This window comes from Hallella seregens ATCC 51272, from assembly GCF_000518545.1.
In the GTDB taxonomy this organism is placed as follows: Bacteria; Bacteroidota; Bacteroidia; order Bacteroidales; family Bacteroidaceae; genus Prevotella; species Prevotella seregens.
In genome coordinates this window covers 132,577-153,380 of record NZ_KI912452.1, presented here as the reverse complement: position 1 = coordinate 153,380, position 20,804 = coordinate 132,577, and the positions used below count along the sequence as shown (strand labels likewise).

The 20,804-nt window shown below is 55.6% G+C and carries 13 protein-coding genes; 4 read left to right on the top strand and 9 right to left on the bottom strand.

The window, feature by feature from the left end:
* From L888_RS0112395 to L888_RS0112375, 5 genes are all read right to left on the bottom strand, one after another.
* Window positions 1-1,191 carry a glycoside hydrolase family 88 protein gene (locus L888_RS0112395; RefSeq protein ID WP_027953118.1) on the bottom strand — a complete coding sequence of 397 codons (1,191 nt, stop codon included), beginning with the start codon at window positions 1,189-1,191 and terminating at the stop codon, window positions 1-3.
* A 62-nt stretch (window positions 1,192-1,253) separates the two neighbouring features.
* Entirely contained in the window at window positions 1,254-4,286 is a 3,033-nt protein-coding gene (locus tag L888_RS0112390; protein ID WP_027953117.1) for a chondroitinase family polysaccharide lyase, read from the bottom strand.
* 18 nt (window positions 4,287-4,304) lie between these two features.
* Window positions 4,305-5,324, bottom strand: a complete 1,020-nt coding sequence (locus L888_RS0112385; RefSeq protein ID WP_245594889.1) for a DUF5017 domain-containing protein — start codon at window positions 5,322-5,324, stop codon at window positions 4,305-4,307.
* A 33-nt stretch (window positions 5,325-5,357) separates the two neighbouring features.
* The gene (locus L888_RS0112380; protein WP_027953115.1) at window positions 5,358-7,085 is read right to left on the bottom strand and encodes a RagB/SusD family nutrient uptake outer membrane protein; all 1,728 of its coding nucleotides are present in this window, start codon (window positions 7,083-7,085) and stop codon (window positions 5,358-5,360) included.
* Window positions 7,086-7,133: 48 nt separating this feature from the next.
* Entirely contained in the window at window positions 7,134-10,334 is a 3,201-nt protein-coding gene (locus tag L888_RS0112375; protein WP_044249437.1) for a SusC/RagA family TonB-linked outer membrane protein, read from the bottom strand.
* A gap of 170 nt (window positions 10,335-10,504) precedes the next feature.
* Between L888_RS0112375 and L888_RS0112370 the strand changes: the two genes are divergently transcribed.
* Complete coding sequence (locus L888_RS0112370; RefSeq protein WP_245594888.1) at window positions 10,505-14,620, top strand: two-component regulator propeller domain-containing protein; 4,116 nt, start codon at window positions 10,505-10,507, stop codon at window positions 14,618-14,620.
* 24 nt (window positions 14,621-14,644) lie between these two features.
* Entirely contained in the window at window positions 14,645-15,859 is a 1,215-nt protein-coding gene (locus L888_RS0112365) for a DUF4861 family protein (protein ID WP_027953112.1), read from the top strand.
* A gap of 57 nt (window positions 15,860-15,916) precedes the next feature.
* On the opposite strand, the gene L888_RS0112360 is transcribed toward L888_RS0112365, so the two are convergent.
* The 3 genes from L888_RS0112360 to L888_RS0112350 form a co-directional block, all read right to left on the bottom strand.
* A complete protein-coding gene (locus L888_RS0112360; RefSeq protein WP_005845119.1) occupies window positions 15,917-16,207 on the bottom strand; it encodes a type II toxin-antitoxin system YafQ family toxin in 291 nt (96 codons plus the stop codon).
* Window positions 16,207-16,422, bottom strand: coding sequence for a hypothetical protein (locus tag L888_RS0112355; RefSeq protein WP_027953111.1), 216 nt, complete (start codon window positions 16,420-16,422; stop codon window positions 16,207-16,209). The genes L888_RS0112360 and L888_RS0112355 overlap by 1 nt, the downstream gene beginning before the upstream one ends.
* Before the next feature lie 108 nt (window positions 16,423-16,530).
* Complete coding sequence (locus L888_RS0112350) at window positions 16,531-17,772, bottom strand: BaiN/RdsA family NAD(P)/FAD-dependent oxidoreductase (protein WP_027953110.1); 1,242 nt, start codon at window positions 17,770-17,772, stop codon at window positions 16,531-16,533.
* A 157-nt stretch (window positions 17,773-17,929) separates the two neighbouring features.
* Here L888_RS0112350 and L888_RS0112345 point away from each other — a divergent pair, with 157 nt between their 5' ends.
* Both L888_RS0112345 and L888_RS0112340 read left to right on the top strand, forming a co-directional pair.
* Window positions 17,930-18,349 (top strand): hypothetical protein, encoded by a 420-nt coding sequence (locus L888_RS0112345; protein ID WP_005845125.1) that lies wholly within the window; start codon window positions 17,930-17,932, stop codon window positions 18,347-18,349.
* 15 nt (window positions 18,350-18,364) lie between these two features.
* Entirely contained in the window at window positions 18,365-19,729 is a 1,365-nt protein-coding gene (locus tag L888_RS0112340) for an MATE family efflux transporter (protein WP_027953109.1), read from the top strand.
* A gap of 122 nt (window positions 19,730-19,851) precedes the next feature.
* On the opposite strand, the gene L888_RS0112335 is transcribed toward L888_RS0112340, so the two are convergent.
* Entirely contained in the window at window positions 19,852-20,787 is a 936-nt protein-coding gene (locus L888_RS0112335; protein WP_044249434.1) for a YitT family protein, read from the bottom strand.
* Window positions 20,788-20,804 lie beyond the last annotated feature (17 nt).

Below are 20,804 nucleotides of genomic sequence, written 5' to 3'. Positions count from 1 at the left end.
TTACTTGGTGCTACGAAGCCGATAGAGAGCTTCGAGAAAATAATAGTCGGCGTAATTCAAGGGCACGTCAATCTCGTTATTGTGAGGAATACTACCCACAGAGTGCATGAGCAGGAAACAACCATTCTCTCCAAGCTTGGCGCGATAGGCAGAGGTAGAAAGAAAGCGCAGCATCTTGATAGCCAGCTGGCGGTAACCACGCCCTGGCAGATAGCTGTCGAGTTCCACGAGTGCCGATGCTACACAGGCAGCAGAAGAGACATCGCGCGGCTCATAGGGAATTTTTGGAGCATCATAGTCCCAGTAGGGTACCAAGTCACGCGGCATATTCTTATTTGTGAGGATAAAGTGCAACGTATTCTCAGCCCTCTCGAGATAACGACGGTCATGTGTATAGCGATAACACACGGTGTAACCGTAAATGGTCCAAGCCTGTCCACGCGCCCAGGCACTCTCATCGTCATACCCCTGGGCTGTCTGCCGACGGAGCACTTTGCCCGTGACGGGTTCATAGTCTACCACATGATAGCAGCTTCCATTGGGACGAAAGTGATGGGCCAATGTGGCATTGGCATGGCTCACCGCTATCTTATGGAACGTGGAATCTCCAGAGAGGCGTGTGGCCTCAAAGAGTAACTCCAAGTTGAGCATGTTGTCAATAATAACGGGACATGTCCAGCCACGCTGTGACTGCCATCCCCGATCCGTATTCCACGATTGGATGATCCCAGCACCGGGATGGAAGCGAGTGGCCAGAGACCTGGCTGTCTGCACAATGACGGGAACATATTCTTTATGGGCACAGAGGCGATAACCGTTGAGATAACTGCTTCCAATCATGAAGCCTACATCATGATGCCACTTGAGATACTGTACGGAGTCGAGCATCTCGGTATATCTCATTGCACGCTCTCCCCAGTCTTTCTTACCTGTAAGTTGCTGAAGATACCAGAGGCTTCCGGGATAGAAGCCCGAGCACCAGTCGTCTATGGGAATATATGTGACCTTACCGTTATCAAAGGTTTTGGGTAGCTGTAGCTTTCCCGTCCGCGCGATTTGCCGCTCCATCAGCGAATACTGCTTATCAGCAAAAGTAATATCTTGTCGAACAAACGAGGGAAGCTGACGCTGTGCAATGCAGACAACGGCAAGCGCAAATGCCACCGCAAAGGTAAATAGTTTCCGTTTCATGAATTTATCATATTGGTTTCAAGTGGTTGTATGGAATGGTCGGAACCATTAAGGAACAAGCATCAGTCTTTCCGAGCTTGCAGGGCCACATCATAGCTCTTGCCCTCGGAGCAGAGGAAGCGCAGCACGGTGGTCTTTTTGTCTCGACTCACCTCTGTACACACACCTGGTGTGTTTACCGCCCAGCTACCCAGAAGGGTTATGCTCACGGGAATGTCAAGACTGGGATCGTCCCGCCACTTACGGCCATAAACCGAAAGTTCCTTGCGGCGACCCTGACGGTCATAGGCATCATCGCTCTTGCCACGATAGAGAGCCAGGTCGGGTTGGGCCACGGTGAGCAGGACCTGGGTGCGGCTGAACTGTTTCACCATGACCAAACATGAGGTATCAGCCTTGGCAAGAATGCTGCCGGGAAGGAGTGTCCGCGGAGTCTCGAAGAGGACATAGGAAACTGTATTCTGTCCTTTGAACCTGACTACATGGGCCATGCTGTCGCATTGGAGCACCTCGTAGGTAGGCTGCGCAGCAAAGGCCTGCATGTCTTCTTTGGTGGTCTGCGGCATCACAGCATATTCGTAGCCGGCATCATGGGGGGCCATGCCATGGTTATAAGTAAGAGACACCCAGTCGGCCTGTGTGGGCTGTCCTGTACCTTGATCGACCGAATGCTGAGGATAAGCCTTATCAAAAACGGGATTGCCAGGCGTATAATAACCAGTTCCTGCAGGATCCATCCACACATGTCCTTCCCGAGGAGCGGCATCCCAGAAGTTGTGGGCCTCACTTCCATCTACAGTAAGCTGGAATACGGTAGTCTCTGTGGGATGTGTCTTCACCGTATCGCAGATATTGGAACCGAGACAGACTATGAGTCCGTCAACAGCATGCCACGACTTACGGGCATGCAAAGAGCCATTGTACTTGTCGTGCTCGTGCAGTTTCATGGCAAAGTTTCCATTCTGTCCGACCTGTGAGAGGCCGCCGGCAAACGACTCGTCGGAGAGCAACATCTCTTCGACACCAGCCGAAATATCAATATTACGAATCTTGGCTTTCAAATCTTCATAAGGCAGATGGATTGTGGTAGTGCCAGGAATGCGGTTCCAGTCGAAGCCCGGTTCCTGCCATCCGCTGGTGAGCGGCGTAACCGTCTGCCCCAGAGGTGCCGTGAGAATCTGCAGACAACCGTGCGCCATGTATCGGCCATAGAGATTTTCACCTACATAATGCTCGGCGGCCCAGAGATAGCGCGAATGCCCACGCACCACAGCCGCCCAATTCTGCCGGCGTTGCACACCCACACACGCATAGCCCAAGGCCATATTCCCTTCGGGGTCGATCTCTGCTTTGATGCCCATTCCTTGAAGTCGAGAGAAAAACTTCCTTTCAAGGGCCGACTTGGGTTCCGGCATGAGCCGTATGAAAGCTGCCCCCATTTCAGGATCGATGGTGCTCTTCTTGTCGGGAGTTCCGGAAAACGCCATCAAGGCATAATGCACCGGGGTGAGATGGCCCATGCCGTCTGGATGACGACCCGACATAGAGAGGGGGAAGTGATTGCGATTACAATAAAAGCGCATGGCGAGCAAGGCTTTCTTCACCGTCTCGTGAGCCAGCTGGCCCACAGCAAAAGAGGTACCGCTGAGCATATAGATCATCTGCGTGACACCATTAAGCCCCCCCACCGCATAAGCTGGATAGTTGTTGCAGTGATGATAGGCACTGCCGTCACTTTTGAAGGAATCCATGAGACCTTGGGCAGGACGCGCACCCCAGTCAAGCCATCGGGCCATAGAGCGCAGATACTGCACTTTCTCTGGCGAATCTTCCATGAGCAGGATGCTGGCCATACAGCCCGAAGCAGCTGTGTTGAAAGTGTCCATGTCCATGCCATTAATGACCGGACGTATATACACCTCATTGGTCTGAGCGTACCAAATCATGGTACGCTCTGCCTCGGCAAGCTTGCCCGCCTTGCGCAGCACATCTTTCATGAGGAAATAAGCGGGATACATATCACGAAGACTATAGCCGTAATGATGGATATTTCCCCAACAGCTGCCATAGGCCACGCCTTGATCAGTGATATGGTCGTACATCTTTAGAAACATATCGGCCATATCTTCGCGGTCGTCATCATTGTCTGCCTTGTTGTAGGCAATGGCAATTTTCTTCATCAAGGTAAAATAAGCGCCCATCTCAAAGCCTGTACGCGTGAGGAGCTCCTTATCCCAAGGCGTTACCATACGCTCATAGGCCTCTGCATGCCTTACGAACCAAATGCCCTTTCCCATGACATTGCCTCCCTTCTCCTTGATGTCGTACTTGGCAAAGTCGCTATGGAGTTCCTGCTTCACCTTATTATAAAGTTTGCCCGGAGCAAAGATGAGGTCACGGTAACGTCCTTCGATGGCTTTCATCTCCTGACGCTCCTGGGCGGTTAGCGGAGTGAGAGCGATGTCAGGTTTCAGCATGGAATTGTTGTAGACCTGCAACCAGTGGTTCGTATTCTTCTTGTTGACAAAAGGCACTTGGCAATCGGGCGTCTGCTGACGCGCGTCCACCTTGACGGCCGTGATGAGATGGTCAAAGAAGATACGGCCCTTGATCGACGGAGCCTGAATGCGCATTTCGTTCATGCCCTCGACGGGGTGTCCTTGCATGTCGCGCTCATAGCATACCCACACACCACGCCAACCCTTAAAGTTGACATACATTGGAAAAGAGCAACATGTTCTACCGTCCTTGAGAAATCGGAAGACGATACTGTCGGCCTGAGGTTTCTCGTTGTAGACCCACACGATGAAAGCTGAGAGGTAGTTGTCACGGCCCGTTGCATCCTTAGCCTCAAAGCGAAGTTTTTTTTTGAGACTCAGCACACCCTGCCCCTGATAGTCCCAACAGAGACTGTGCGAACCATTCTTGAAGTGGGCATCAGAAACAGACAGCCTACCCGTTGCATCGTGCAGGAAAGACATCTCCTGCTTGGCAGCACGCTCAAAAGAAAACATGCGATCGTCATCGACAATTTGAGCATACGCCATTGAGCCACAGAAGAGCAGACAGACAAGAAACAAGAGTTTATCTTTCATTTTGCAGATGTTTTTCGTTTACTTCACCCTGACATAAACCTCCTTGATTACCTGCTCCACACGCTTGTAGTTGCCATTGACTGCGAGGAATGTAGCCTTATAAAGCCCTGCTTTGGAATAAGTATGGGTATAGGTAGAAAGCGCAGAGGTCGTATTCTTGATATTGTAGCCCGCATCAGGCGAACAAGCATTCACCGTGATGGGATTGGTGACAAGCCATGCGTACTTCAGTGCCGCCTTGGACTGACTGCTATGGATATAGAAGTTGCCCTTGCCGGCATCCTTGATATTCCATACTCCACTGACGTTGTTGGTCACCGTTCCATAGGCGCGATTGCCGGAGAGTCCTTTCTGGTCTGCCAAGAGATGCTTGTGAAGCATGTTGAGGGCAGTGAGGCCGAAATCGCTGGCATACAATATCGTCGTGGTTCCATCTTTCATCTTGTTCTCGATTTTCATACCCGAGAAGTTGACGCGAGGTTGAGCAGCACTGTTGTCTGTCCCCCGATACCTGATAGAGAAAGTAATCTGTCTGCCGAGATACGGCATCATGTCCACGGTGTAGGCTTGCGCCTTGCCTGGAGCTTGGGGCAATTGATCCTGCTCTACCAAAGGAGTCCACTTATGCGTCTCCACCTTGACAGAATCTGCCTCGAAGTCTTTTTTCGACAGGCCGTCGAACGAGTCGGACACGAACATGGCTATCAGATTCTTGCCAGTCTGTGCGTTGCCATACTGTTCACCGACAGAAAAGATGAGTGAAGACGAGAGAATGTCCTCCGGTGCAACCTGGGTGCGCTCTCTGAAATCGTACTTGTGTCCGGGCTCTCCGCTGTAGAAAGTGATAAAGTCCGGATTGCCGGTCATGTTGAAAGTGACAGGTACCCCCGTCCGAACAACAAGGGTGTCCTTGTCCATAGAGATGCCATCGGCAACCTGGGGCACAACGTTCAGGGCTACACTCTCCTGCAATTCGCCCTCACATGCTGTAAGACCGGCAAGGAACAGGGCGGCAGCCAGTATATTGATTGTTTTCATTTTGATGGTCATTGGTTATGGGCTGACCAGAGTTTACCAGCCCGGATTATTCTTGGTGATGCTCTTGTTCACAGCAATTTCGTTTGCTGGAATAGGGAAATAATTGTAAGTGTCCGACACCTGAAAATAGGTATAGACATTAGATGGCCCAAGTTTCCAGCTGGTACCGGCCTGGGCGCGTGGTGCCAGCTCGTTCATACGTTCCTTAAACTCACCCCAGCGAATGAGGTCAAAGTGCCGGATCATCTCGAAACAGAGTTCCATGGCGCGCTCGTCTTTCACTGCCTGCCGGAAAGCTGCTTTGTCGAGCCCCGACAATTCTGCTATTCCAGCACGGCGGCGCACGGCATTGATACATTGATAAGCCAGAGAGGTGGGCACATCGTGGGTCTCGTTCTCGCACTCGGCTACCATGAGCAGCACATCGGCATAGCGCAAAATCGGGAAATTGATAGCCGTGAAGTTCTTGCTTTTCTTGTCGGCCTCATACTCTCGGCGGTACTTGCCACAGCTCAATCCCTTGTCATCATCGGTCTTTTCTTTCTCGCGGTCGCCTTTTTTGTCCTTGGGAGTAGTGAGCCCATACTGATAAGACTCGTCCCAATACTGCTGCTGCACCTCGGCGAGCTTGCCTTTCTCAAAGACACGACCGTCCACGCCCTTGCCGGCTACAGACTGTGTATAGGTGAAAGGAGCGATGTTCCAGTTCATACGATTGATGTCGGCATTCTTCTCATAGAGCTCATAGAGTTTGGGGGTGCTCCAGAAGAAAGAGTAGCCATAGCCTGGATCAGCCTGTCCAGTAAGTGTCGTAGACGAAAGGTCGGGGCCCTGAATACCTATAATGTTGCCCACGCGCCCCTCATTGCGGGTGTCGGTGGTATAGTTGCCGGCAAACTCTGCCTCCCAGATGCTCTCGTTGCCCTTGCTGTTATACTGGCTCTTGCAAAGGTCGATGAAGTAATCCCAATAGTGTGTGGCCAGACCGTGGTTCTCTCCCATGACCTTCTGTGCATACTCGCCAGCCTGCCGGAAATATTTCAGAATCTCACTGTTGTCGGCAGACTTTCCGTCACGATAATGCTCTCCGGCGCGAAACATTAGCACACGCGCCAATATTCCCCAAGCTGCCGATTTCGACACACGGCCCGGACGATAGTTCAGCGTAGAGGCCGAGAGCAGATCATTTGCGCTTTCGTCCATCTCCTTGACGATAAAGTCATAGATGGTTTCCTTGTCGGTACGTGGAATGCTCAGCCCTTTCACGGTCTTGGTGGACGACGTGGTAAAAGGCACATCGCCCCATCCTTGCACGAGATTGAAATAATAGAACGCTCGCAGAAAGCGGGCCTCAGCCGTCCATTGCTTCTTGTTGGCAGTGCCAATATCAGAGATGTGATCTATATTTTCAAGCAGCATGTTGGCACGGTTGATGCCGGAGTAGAGACTGTACCAATATCCTGTGACAGCCGGATCGCTGGTGGTGGCGTTATTACAGCAGAGTCCACGGTCGGCGGGCGAACGCCCCTGACCCCCATAGAACTCCAAATCGTCGCCTCCAGTGAGATAAAAATAGTCTGCTCCATAGAACGAAGACTGGGTGAGAATGGCATATACGCCATTAAGTGCCGACTCGGCATCACTCTCTGTTGTATAGTAGCTTCCAGTAGTGACCATGGTGGGAGCCTTGTCCAGGAAGTTGCAGCCAGCCACGAGCAGGGTCATGGCCACGGCGGGTATGATAGCTTTTGTCGTTTTCATTTTGCTGTTGCTTTGTTGTCAATATCCGTATTGTTTATCCCATTCTGCTTAGAACCCCAGGTTCACGCCGAAGCTGAAACTGCGTGAGCGCGGATAGGCTGAGAAGTCGAGCCCCGGGGTGAGTGCACCGTCACGGATAGACACTTCCGGATCGTAGCCGCTATAGTTGCTAATGGTAAAGAGATTCTGGGCAGCCACATAGAAACGTACCTTGTCGATACCGGCCTTACGAAGCATACGGGCCGGGAGGGAGTAGCCCAAAGTGATGGTCTTCAACCGAAGAAACGAACCATCCTCTATGACACGAGAGGAAAATACGCGGTTGGAAGCCGAGCTCGTGGCACGTGGGATATTGCTTGTCGGGTTCTCGGGAGTCCAGCGATTGGCATAACTGGCAAACTGGTTGAGCTCACGCGAGATATTGTTGGAACTTTCAAAGATCAGACGGTTGGCATTGAGTACATCGTTGCCGTAGGACCATTGGAAGAAGATGCTCAGATCCACGTTCTTATAGCGCAGGTCATTGGTGAAACCGCCTGTGTGGATAGGCAGACCGCGACCTATCATGGTTTTGTCGTTGTCGTCGATTATGCCGTCACCATTCAGATCCTTATACTTGGGCATACCTGGCTGCGTGTTGTTTTCTGATGCAAAATGAGGCACGTTGCTCTTGAGGGTGTACGAGTCGCCCACCTTGTTAAAGTCGTCATACTTGTATGTTCCTTCGTAAAGATAGCCATACATCATGCCCATCGGATAGCCCTTCTTGGCTATATACGATGGCTGGGAGTTATACTTCTGATCAAAGTAGGCCGTGGAGAGCATGGCGGTTTGATCCTCGGAGAGCTCCATCACCTTATTCTTATTCATGGCAATATTGAAGTTGGAATGCCACTCAAAGGTCTTGCTTTTCACATTCAACGTATTGATCGTAATCTCCAAACCCTGGTTGCGCACCTTGCCCACATTCTTCATCGCGCTGATAAAGCCCGACGACATCGGGAGCGTGGACATCAGAAGAAGGTCGCGTGTCACCTTATGATAGAGGTCTACCGTGAGATTGACGCGCTCGTTGAGGAAGCCCAAATCGAATCCCAGGTTCCACTGTTCGGTCGTCTCCCACTTCAGGTCTTTGTTGGGCACAGAAGTAGGAACCATACCCACGCGGGTTAGGCTTCCATCAAGAGGGAAGACACCCGAAGGGATGGAACCGGAAGAAACATAGTCTCCACGACGCTCCTTGAGCATTTCCATGAGTCCGTACGTGTCGTACTCGCCCACACGGTTGTTTCCTGTGAGACCCCACGAAAGGCGCACCTTGCCATTGCTGAGCCAGCTCTTGGCAGGTTTCATGAATCTTTCCTCCGTAAAATTCCAGGCTACGGAACCGGAGGGGAAGTAACCAAAGCGGTTCTTGCCGCTGAACTTGGAGCTGCCGTCGGCGCGGAATGTGGCCGTGGCATAGTACTTGGACCTGAAATTATAGTTGAAGCGGCCGAAGAACGACATCATGGACCAAGATGACTGCCCCGACTTGGTCGTGCTGGGCTGTCCGTTGCTCATGCCTGCCATGCCAAGACTCTCGTTGGGAATCTGAATGGTGCTGAATGAGTCGTCGATAAAGTCCGAGTTCTGGAGCGAGAAGCCCAGGAGGGCATTGAAGTAGTGGCGGCGCTTGACATTGGCCTGATAGGTCATCGTGTTCTCGTTGAGCCACGTCATGCGCTCCGAATGGTAACGCTGGGCGTTCACCTTGTCATTGGACTTTGGACCGCCATAGCGGGTCTTGGAATTGTTGAACGTATCATAGCGGCGGTTTTCGGTCGTATAGCCCCCCGAAACTTTCAGCCGCAGCCCTTTCATGAACTCATACTGCACATAGCCGTTGAACTGGATGTAGGTAGAGTAACGCTTGCGATACTCGTTGTTCAGCGACATGATGGGATTGAAGCGGTAGTCATTGTTCCAGTTCACATCCTCGTCATAACCATTATCCACCAGTGTTTTCAGGGGGATGCCGGGATAGGTCACAGGCCGATAGCCCCAGACGGAATAGAAAAGATTGTTCATCCCACTGTAGCTCTGCTGAGAGGGAGACGCGCCTGTCTGCACCATCCGTGAATAGTTGACGTTGGCATATACTTTCCATTTCTTCTGATTCACAGTAATGCCCAGGCGGCCTTGGAGTCTCTCGAAGTTGGAATTAAGCACCACACCGTCCTGGTCATAATAGGAGAGCGAGCTATTGTACCTCACGGTCTTGCTGCCGCCGTTCATGCTTACATTATGATTCTGCACGGCTGCTGTACGGAAGATCATGTCCTGCCAGTCGTACTGCGGACAATTCCTGTAATCGTCCAGCGTGTACGTCTTGCCCTGGTCCTCCCGCATGTAGGTGCTCGACATGATCGAGGGATAAATCTCTTGCTGCAGCTTCACAAATTCATAAGCGTCCATCATTTCCATCTTCTTGGACACGTTCTGGAAGCCCACGCTTCCATCATACGTCACCTTGGGCTTTCCCTCCGAACCGCTCTTCGTTGTGATGATGACCACACCGTTTGCTCCGCGTGCACCATAGATGGCAGTGGCCGAAGCGTCTTTCAGAATATCAATGGAGGCAATATCCGATGGATTGACGCTACTGCCCACCGAGGGATCCTCTATCGGGAATCCGTCGATCACGTAGAGCGGCGTATTGTCTTGTGTCAGCGAGTTGTTTCCACGAATGACGATGTTCGTCTGTGTTCCGGGCATGCCCTCGCCCGAGTTGACGTTCACACCGGCAATGCGGCCGCCAAGCGTTTCGGTAAACGAACCTATGGGTGTACTCAGCAGGTCGTTCATGTTGGCCTTGGACACCGATCCGGTGAGGTCGCGCTTGCGCACTTCTTGATAACCCACAACGACCACTTCGTCCAGAAGTTTGTCATCTTCCGACATCTTCACGTTCATCGGCTTGCCGGTAACAACTTTCTGCTCAAGATTGGAGTAGCCCAAGAAAGAGAACACCAACACCGAGTTCCTGCTGGGCACAGAGAGCCTGAACGCACCGTCCAGGTCGGTCACCGTACCGACAGTGGCAGAGCCTTTCACTTTGATGCTCACGCCGGGCATGGGCTCGTCGTTGGCATCTTTCACCACACCACTGACGTTCACCTGTGCCAGCGCGGGGACAAAAGATACGCATGCCATCATGACTATCATCATCAGGATGCGGATGCTAATCGCTTTCTTCAGTTTTTGCATGGCTGGATTTACAATAAGTTAGAGATTGTTTACGATTGCCACAAAGGTACGCACTCTATAAAATACGAGGGGCTAATTCTGTTCAAAATATGTCCAAAAACGTACAAAAGTACCGTATTCGTGTGGCCTTTCACCATATTTTTTATAATTTTGCGAGTATCGAATCCTATATGACACCCATCAGATATCTACACCTTATTATATTGTGGCTCCTCCTTGGCATGGAGAGCCATGCCGGTGCAGCTCCCGGCATCTCTTTCTCATACCTCACGCCAGAGGGCGGACTTTCGCAGATCACCGTGAACAGTCTCTATATGGACGAGAACGACGAGCTCTGGATTGCAACCCGCGAGGGGCTGAATCACTTCAATGGCAACCGTATCTCTGTTTTCAAGAAAGAGAAAGACCATCCCTACAGCCTCCCGTCCAACAGCATTGAACGCATCACTGGCGACGGCCGCGGACGGCTCTTCCTGCTCTGCACAGAGGGGGTGGCGTGTATGAACCTGCGCACACGCCGTTTCCGCACTATAGTCTCCGATGACGTCAGTGCCATCGCATTCCACAAAAATCTATATGTGGCCGTAGGCAACAGAATCTACCGGTTCGACGACAGCCTTACCAAACGCACCCTGTGCCGCATGCTGGACAAAGGACGCACAGCCACCGACCTCTTTTTCGACAGTCGGGGGCGAATGTGGGTAGGCACAGATGTCGGAGCCCTCGTGTTCCCGCCCCACGTGAGTGCGGTACGCCCCACCCCACCCTTGCGCCGCATAGGGCAGGGGCGCGTGACTTCGTTTTTCGAGGATTCCCACCGGGGCGTATGGATAGGAACATGGGAAGAGGGCTACTACCATGTGGGGCCGCAGGGACGCGTGCACAATTCGAGAAGCCCCGGAAGCAGCATTCCCTCCAACTTTGTACGCACTTTCTGCGAAGACCACCAAGGCAACATCTGGATAGGCACATTCCGAGGGCTGAGCGTTTACAACCCACAGACACAACAGACACGCGTGCTCACGACCGACGGCAAGGAGGGAAGCCTGAGCAATGCCTCGGTATGGTCTTTGGTATGCGACCGTCAGGGCACCGTTTGGGTGGGTACTTACTTCGGCGGCGTCAACTATTTCAATGCCAGCTACAACATTTACCAGCTCTACCGCACGTCGGACGAAAGCACCAAAGGGCTCTCCAGCCCCATCGTGGGCCGCATGACTGAAGACGACGAGGGGCATCTCTGGATATGCACCGAGGGCGGTGGGCTGGACATGCTCGACCACCAGACAGGACGCTTCCAATGGTTCCGCTTCGGAGAATCCGGACTCTCACAGAACAATCTCAAGGCTCTGTGGTATGACCGCTGGCGCAAGTGCCTGTGGATAGGCACCCATCTGGGTGGCCTCGACCGCATGGACATCCACACCCACCGGGTCACCGTGTTTCGTCACCGGCCGGGCGACCCGTCGTCACTGCCCTCCGACATCGTGCGCGACATCCGCCCGTGGGGCCACCGGCTCGTCCTGGCAACACAGCAGGGAGTATGCCTTTTCGATCCCCACACGGGCTCCTGCCGCCGGCTTTTTGCCGACACACGGCTCGGGCGGCTCATCCAGCTTGTCTCCAGCGTGGCCGTCGACGGCAAAGGCCAGCTGTGGATAGGCACCGAGCGGGCCGGCGTGTTCTGCTTCTCGCCCAGGCACAAGCGGCTCATTTGCTACCGTCACCATCCGTCCGACCGGCGGACGCTGAGTAACAACCACGTGAACAACATTTACGTTGACCCACGCGGACGCATCTGGGTGTCTACGGCAGGGGGCGGACTCGACCTGTGGCATGCGCAGGAATCCCGTTTCGAGAACTTCGATGCCCAGAATGCCCACCTTGCCAGCAACTGTGTCTATGGCGTGCATGCCTCGACACTCAATGCCCGCAACCTGCTGCTCATCACCAACGAGGGCTTCAGCGTGCTCGACATCCACGCACGCACCTGCCGCAACTACGGACGCGTCAACGGCTTCCCACTGGCCACCATCAACGAGAACGGGCTTTACGTGGGGCCGCAGGGCACGGTATGGCTCGGCGGCGTTCAGGGCATGCTCTCGTTCTCTGAGAAAGCGCTCCACAAGCCCATAGCCCCTTACAGACTCAAGTTTGCCAACCTCTATCTGGACGGGAAGCCCGTGCAGCCACTCGACAGCACCGGCATACTGGATGCCACCCTGGAGTTTACCAAGACACTGAAACTCAGCAGCGACCAGTCTTCCTTTGCCATCGAGATAGCCACCTCCAACTATCTCAAGAGCAATCACGACGAATTGCAATACCGCCTTGTCGGCTCATCGGCCAAGTGGACGGCGGTGCAGCTCGGCCAGACCCTGCTCAACTTCAACCTCAAACCCGGCCATTACACCTTGGAACTGCGCTCGCTGCGCCCCGACATTCCCGAATCCCAGCTCAACATTCAGGTATTGCCGCCATGGTATGCCTCGTGGTGGGCCAAGCTGATATGGACGCTCCTGCTCATCAGTGCCATTGTCTATATGGCCAGGGAGTACCGCGAGCGCGTCAAACTGAACGCCTCGCTGAGCTATGAACGGCAGCATGCCCGGGACATCGTGGTCATGAACGAGTCCAAGCTGCGCTTCTTCACCAACATTTCCCACGAGATACGCACCCCGCTCACGCTCATCATCGGCTACAGCGAGATGCTGCTCGGCTCCCGCAATTTCCCGCCGGAGGTCTACGCCCGTCTGCTCGACATCTATAAGGGAAGCATCCAGCTGCGCTCGCTCATTTCCGAGATGATCGACTTCCGCAAGCAGGAACAGGGCAAAATGCAGGTGCACCTCAAGACGGCCAACTTCACCTCGTTTGTCGACGAGACATTCCTGCTCTTCAGGGAGTATGCGCAGAGCAAAGGCATCTCCATGTACTTCGAGCACGACAAGGCAGACATCTTCTGTGCCTTTGATGCCACACAGATGCAGAAAGTCCTCAACAACCTCATGGCCAACGCCCTGAAGCACACCCCGCAGGGAGGAACGGTGACCGTGGGCCTGCATTGCCATGTGCCCGACAAGCCTCTCGACGGCAAGCCTGCGGCGACCCTGACCGTGGCCGACACCGGCGAGGGCATACCGGCCAAAGACATCGACCGGATATTCGACCGCTTCTATCAGGCCGATCGCTCAGACTCCATCTCCTCGGGACTTGGTACAGGCATCGGCTTGGCACTGACCAAGGGCATCGTGGAACTGCACCAAGGCACGATAAGGGTGGAAAGCGAGGAGGGCAAGGGCTCCCGCTTCATCGTCACGCTGGCGGCCGAAGACGCTCCTCACACTGCCGTTGGCCCCGTCGCGACGCATCCCGACAGAGGAGCCGCCGCCCAATGGAAACCCGCCCCGGCCCTGCCCAACAACAGCAGGACGGCCGGTGAGGCCCCACTTGCCGACGGCAAGGAACAACGCCCCGCCATCCTCATCGTGGAAGACAATGACGACCTGCGCAGCATGCTGGCCCGGGTCTTCGCTCCATTCTACCGTATCACCACAGCCATCGACGGCGTGGAGGCACTCGACGACCTGCACAGCGCAGAGGCCGACATCGTAATAACCGACGTGCTCATGCCGCGCATGACAGGCATAGAGCTGTGCCGAGCCATCAAGGCCGACTTCAGCATCTGCCACATCCCCGTGGTGCTACTCACGGCCCAAACGGCCACCGAGCAGGCACTGGAGGGCCTACGCACGGGAGCCGACGACTATATCACCAAACCTTTCAACACCGACATTCTCATCTCGCGCTGCAACAATCTCGTCAATACCCGCCGCATGCTGCAGCGCAAATTCAGCGAACACCCGCACACACAGGCCGACCTGCTGGCCACCAACCCCTTGGACAAACAGCTTGTGGACAAGGCCATGCGGGTGATCGACGACCACATCACCGACTCCGACTTCAATGTCGACGTCTTTGCACAGGAGGTGGGGCTCTCGCGCACATCGCTCTTCACCAAGTGGAAGAGCCTGACGGGCCAGACTCCCAAGAGTTTTCTGCTCAACATGAGGCTCCGCAAGGCAGCCGCCATGCTGCACAGCGAGCAGGGCAAGAGCGTGGAAGCCGTGGCGCTGGACTGCGGATTCAGCACGGGGCGATACTTCTGCAAGTGTTTCAAGGAGTATTACAAAGTGTCGCCATCGGCTTACCGCAAGGGCCATCAGCCCGAAGCTGGGAACAGCCCGTCGCCGATAGATGCCGGCGGCCGGGAAAACCATTCATGAAACAACACTAACGAAGACCTATTTATGAAAAAAAATCTTTTGTTTTCCCTCTGTCTGGCTTTGGCCATGGCGGCAAACGCCCGGGACGTGACCCTGCGTTTCACCTCCCCGTCTTCCGACCAGCGCGAAGAGGTGGCCGAAATCGATGCTGCCGCCCTACGGCAGAAGATGGGAGTCAACAGGGAGACCCGGCTGCGCGTGCTGAATGCTTTCGGGCAGGATGTGCCCTGCCAGCTGACCCACGACGGCAAGTTTCTGGTCTACGTGTCGGTGAGACCCGGCACCACCACCTCGCTCACCGTCAAGGAGGGCAGCCCCACGGCACCCGTATCCGCATGGGTGGGCGGCAACTACTTCCCCAACCGCGCGGAAGACATCGCATGGGAGAACGACCGTGGGGCATACCGCGTCTACGGGCCTTCGCTGCAACGGGCGGGCGAGAAAGCCTACGGCATTGACGTGTGGACCAAATGCGTGCCCACCCCCATACTGGAACACCGGTACCTCATGGACCGATTCGGCTTCGATTACCGCAACGAATGCAAGAAGATAGACGGGACGCAGCACCTTGCCGACTCGGTCTACCGCCTTGCCTCATTCCATCTTGACCACGGCGACGGCCTCGATGCCTATGCCGTGGGGCCGTCTCTGGGCTGCGGTGCACCGGCCCTGGTGCAGGACGACAGGTTGCTCTTCCCTTATTGTTACCGCCGGTACCGCATTCTCGACAATGGTCCTCTGCGCTTCACGCTGGAGCTGACGTTTGAGCCGAAGACCGTGGGCGGCGATGTGGGCGTTACCGAACACCGCGTGATTTCGCTCGACCGCGGCTCCAACTTCAACCGCTGCGAGCTGTGGTACGAGAGGCTCACGCAGCCCATGCCGCTCGCCGCCGGAGTGGTGGTGCACACGGCTGACACGCAGTCGCTCACGCTCACGCCGCATGCCGTGCTCTATGCCGACCCCACCGACCGCCCCGACAAGCTGGGGTGCCGGGTCTACGTGGGTGTGCTCTTCCCCGACACTGCCGTGAAGACGCGGCTGATGGCATCGTACGAGGCCGACGACATTGCGGGCAATGCCGTGGGCATCGCCACCTACCGGCCGCAGTCCCGATTTGTCTATTACTTCGGGTCGGCATGGAGTTCTGCCGATGTGCGCACGTTCGCAGCATGGCAGCTGCGTGCACAGGAGACGCTCGAAGCCATCACCCGGCCCCTGCGCTGCACCATGGAGTGAACGCGGGGAGCCAGGGGACTGTTATTAAAAAAACATCAAATGATTGCTCATTTGATGTTATCTTTTTGTTTTGCCAAACAAATCAGCATGTGTTCCTGTATTCAGCATGAGTAAGGTCAGCTCTGTATCGTTTTGTTCCCATATCAACAACCAGTCAGGCTGTATGTGGCATTCCCACTGCCCACCCCTATTACCATGAAGCAAGTGAGGTTTGAAACCGGCAGACACTTTACCTTTGGCAACAAGCTCATTGATAACCTCCTTGAGTTTGTCCATGGGCAGTCCGCGTTTCTTGCACCGTTTGAGGTCTTTCTCAAACTGGTGCGTGGTCAAGAGTCTATATGCCATCAGATATTCAATTTGGCAAACAGCTCATCTGCATTGGCATATTCCTTGATACGGCCATGCTCCTTGTCGTCAAGCGCCTGTTCGTAGGCAGTTTTCTTGGCTGTAGTCTTATGTACCGTCCACCCCATGCGCTTAACAAGTGATTTCAATAATGAACTATCGGCCCTGGGTATTTCCAAGAAAAAGCTGTCCATTGTGGTGTTATTCGTATTCATTGCCATCCTCCCGTTTATTTGTTCACATTGCAAATATAGCCCTTTGTTTTGAGATTTGCAAGAGAATAAAAAGAAAAGGTTACTTGATACCCCTTATTTACAAGCCTGTCAGGGCTTGATGCCAGCCGCCATCTGCCCGGCCACATAGCCCGTGGTCCAGGCAGCCTGCAGATTGAAGCCGCCCGTGATGGCATCGACGTCGAGCACCTCGCCGGCAAAATACAGGCCAGGGCACACGCGGCTCTGCAGCGTATTGGGGTCGATGCTCTTGAGGCTCACGCCGCCGCAGGTCACAAACTCGTCGCGGTAGCTGCCCTTGCCGGCTATGGTGTACTGGTCGTTCACGAGCATTTCCAGCATGCGGTTGAGCGTTTTCCTCCCCGTCTCGCCCCACGGCTTCGTGGGCTCAAGACCCATTTTGCCTATGAGATAAAGCCAAAGGCGCGACGGCAGCCCGAAAGGCCGCAGCGAACCCAGCTGCTTGCGCGGGTTGGCGGCCACGATTCCGGCCAACGTCTCTTCGACCTCCTGCCGGACGAGCCGGGCGGTCCAGCATACGGCCAGCGGCGCCCGATAGTCATGTTCGGCCAGCCAGCGGGCCGCATACGACGAGAGTTTCAGGATGGCCGGGCCGCTCGCACCCCAGTGGGTCACAAGCAGGGCACCACGGGCGCGCAGCTTGGTGCCGGGGATGGAGACCTCGACAGGGTCGACCACCGTCCCCATGAGGTCGCGGAAGCTGCGGTCGCATATATTAAAGGTGAAAAGCGACGGCACGGGCGACTCCACCCTGTGCCCCATGCACTTCAGATAGTACAGGCCGCGGGCATGGGGCGAACCGCCCGTCGTGACGATGACGCGGTGGAAAACGCGGCGCGTGCCGTTCTGGAAAAACAACTCCAGACGGCCGTCGGGCATGGACTGCATGTCAGTGAGGCAGCTGTGGCAGCAGACGGTCACCCCGAGGCGGGCGGCCTGCCGCATGAGGCAGTCCATGACGGCATGCGCGTCCTGCGCCCGGGGGAAGACGCATTCGTCGGGCTGCGTCACCAGCGGCACGCCGTTTTCCTCAAACCAGCGGCAGGTGTCCTCGTGGTCGAAAGTCTTGAATAGCCGCTTCATCAGCTTGTGCCCGCGGGGGTAAGCCTGGCTCAGGTCGGTGATGCCGGCAAAGCTGTTGGTCAGGTTGCAGCGGCCGCCGCCCGTCACTTCGACCTTGGCCAGCACCTTGGCGGCCCGCTCGAAGAGGGTGACGCGGGCCGCGGCATTGGCGCGCCGGGCGGCAATGGCGGCAAAAAATCCGGCTGCACCGCCGCCCACGACGGCGATGTCGGTTGTAGGGTTGCCCATGGTTGACGTCTGTTCTAAGTGTTCCTTGCACTCACAACGAGCAACCACGGCGTTTATTTTATCCGGCTACCAAGGAAAATAATCGGAGCAAAGCACTGCGTTTCTCCGATTTCATTGCTACCTTTGCCCCGAAATTCATCACCGACAAACCCTGATTATGCTACAACGCGACTATTTTATCCGGCTCATCGAGGAGTTCATGGCAGCCCTGCAACGCTTTCTCGAGAAAGACGAGGGCCGTCGCACCGACGACGAGCTGCGCGACCTCTACCGCCAATATGTGGGCGATTACGACGACCTGCGCAACCTCACACCCGAAGAAGCCATAGCCTACGCCCGCGAGCAATGGGAGCCCGACCGGCAGCAGGGACGGCTGGAGATGCTGGCCGAACTGTGGTATGCCGAGGGAAACACCAAGCAGCCGCCCCTGCGCCACGTGCTGCTCGAGAAGGCTTACCGCCTGTTCGACTTCCTCGACACCCACGGCTCGGAGTACTCCATCGGCCGCCGACAAAAGATGGACATGATTCTGGGGCAGCTCGGCCACGCCGTGCCGAGCATCATTGCCCACCTCTGAACCCCGCTCCCGACCATGAGCAACACCAACGACATGACCGTGGGCTCGCCCACAATGGACATCCTGCGCTTTGCCTTGCCCCTGATACTGGGCTACATTCTGCAGCAGTTGTATCTGATTGCAGACGCTGCTATCGTGGGCCGCTGGATAGGCGTGCAGGCCTTGGCCGCCGTGGGCGCGTCGTCGTCGGTGATGTTTCTGGTGATGGGCTTCTGCAACGGCTCGTGCGCGGGCTATGCCATCCCCATCGCCCAAGCGTTCGGAGCCAAGGACTACACCAAGATGCGGGCCTACGTAGCCAACGCGCTGCGCATCGCAGCAGTGCAGTCTGTGGTCATCACGCTGCTCACCTGCGCCCTGTGCAGCCGGATTCTGGCACTGGTCAACACACCTGCCGACATCATGACCGACGCGTGGATCTTCCTCTTCCTACAGTTCGTGGCCATCCCCTTCACCATGGCCTACAACCTGCAGGCCGGCTTCATCCGCGCTCTGGGCAACTCCCGCCAGCCGTTCTTCTTCCTCATTTTTTCGTCGCTGCTCAACATCCTGCTCGACGTGGCACTCATTCTGGGCCTCGGGCTGGGCGTGCCGGGGGCCGGCGTGGCCACGCTGCTGTCACAGGGTTTCTCGGCCCTGCTCTGCTGGATCTACATCCGGCGCAGCCTGCAAATGCTGCTGCCCCGGGGCGAGGAGCGGCGTTTCGACAACAAGAAAATCAGCATCCTGCTCAACAACGGCGTGCCCATGGGACTGCAATTCAGCATCACCGGCATCGGCATCATGATGTTGCAGAGCGCCAACAACGCCCTGGGCACGGTCTACGTGGCCTCGTTCACGGCGGCCATGCGCATCAAATACCTCTTCACCTGCGTGTTCGAGAACATCGGCGTGGCCATGGCCACCTACTGCGGACAGAACATCGGGGCCCACGCCCTGCCGCGCATCAGGCTGGGCGTGCGGTCGGCCATCCGCATCATGCTGGGCTATTTCGTGCTCACCGTGCTGGTCATCTATCCCTTTGCCGACGAGATGATGATGCTTTTTGTCGATGGCGGCGAGCAGACCGTCATCGACAACGCGGCCCTCTTCATGCGCGTGGCCAACTATTTCTACCCTGCCCTGGGGCTGCTCACCATCCTGCGCTACAGCATTCAGGGGCTGGGCTACAGCAATCTGTCCATGCTCTCGGGCGTGATGGAGATGCTGGCGCGCTGCGGCGTGAGCCTCTGGCTGGTGCCGGCACTGGCCTTTACGGGCGTGTGCCTGGGCGACCCGGTGGCCTGGGTGGCCGCCGACGCGTTCCTCATGCCGGCCTTTTGGTTGCTCTACCGCCACCTGAGCCGCCGGCAGAAGGCCGCCACCGTGGCCCAGCCGTAACGCAACCGAAACGCAGCCGTAGGCAAACTGCCACACAGCCGTCGCCCAACCATCACGATGCAAAACTTTGAATTTTGAATTCTGAATTTTGAATTAATACGGGATGAACCGTGGAAAGAAGTTCAAGGAGTGTTGCCCAGCTTCTCGTTGATTTCGTTGAGGCTGATCTTCTTGTGCCCCTTCACGCGGTCAAACCCGCGCCCATAAACGCCGATGACGTCGCTCTGGGCCACGAAAGCGTCGGGGTCGATCTCGTCGATGAGGTCGAAAATAAAGGCCGACTCGCTCTTCTTGGCAATGCAGAAGAGCACCTTGATGTCTTTTTTGGAATAAAAACCGTTGCCGTTGAGCGTGGAGCAGCCGCGGTCGGCAATCTTGTTGATGGCCTCTCCAATCTCTTGATAACGGTCGGAGACGATGAAGAACTGCACGCTGCGCCGCAGCGAGTTGACCACATAGTCCACGCAGAACGACACGATGAACAGCAACACGTAGCCGTAGATCACTTTCTCCCAGTCGCGTAGCACCACGTAACTCGACGTGATGACGGCCAGGTCGAAGAAGAGAATGGCGTGGCCCAACGATACGTCGCGGTACTTGTGCACCATGGCCGCCACTACGTCGGATCCGCCCGTACTACCCCCGGCCGAGAGACCCAGGCCTATACTGGTGCCGAGGAACACGCCGCCCACGATGCAAGCCATGAACTTTTGGTCGGCCAGCAGGTGCCATTCCGGGCCCACCCAGAGCTGCAGCAGGGTGGAGCCCACGGTGAACACTACGACGGCCCAGATGGTTTTGGCGCAGAAATGCCAGCCCAACACACGCAGGGCACCGGCCAGCAGCACGGCGTTGAGCACGAAATAGACGTGCTGTGCCGGAATGCCCGTGCCCCAATAAACAATCGAAGCGATGCCCATGGTACCGCCCGTGGTGATCTGATTGGGCAGCAGAAACAGGTTGAAACCCACCACACCGATCAGCATGCCCACGGTGATAACGGCATAGTCGCGGACAGTGCGCGACAGCGGCTTGCCCCTTTTGCTTGTCGAATCCATAGTCGTTGTTGTGCCTA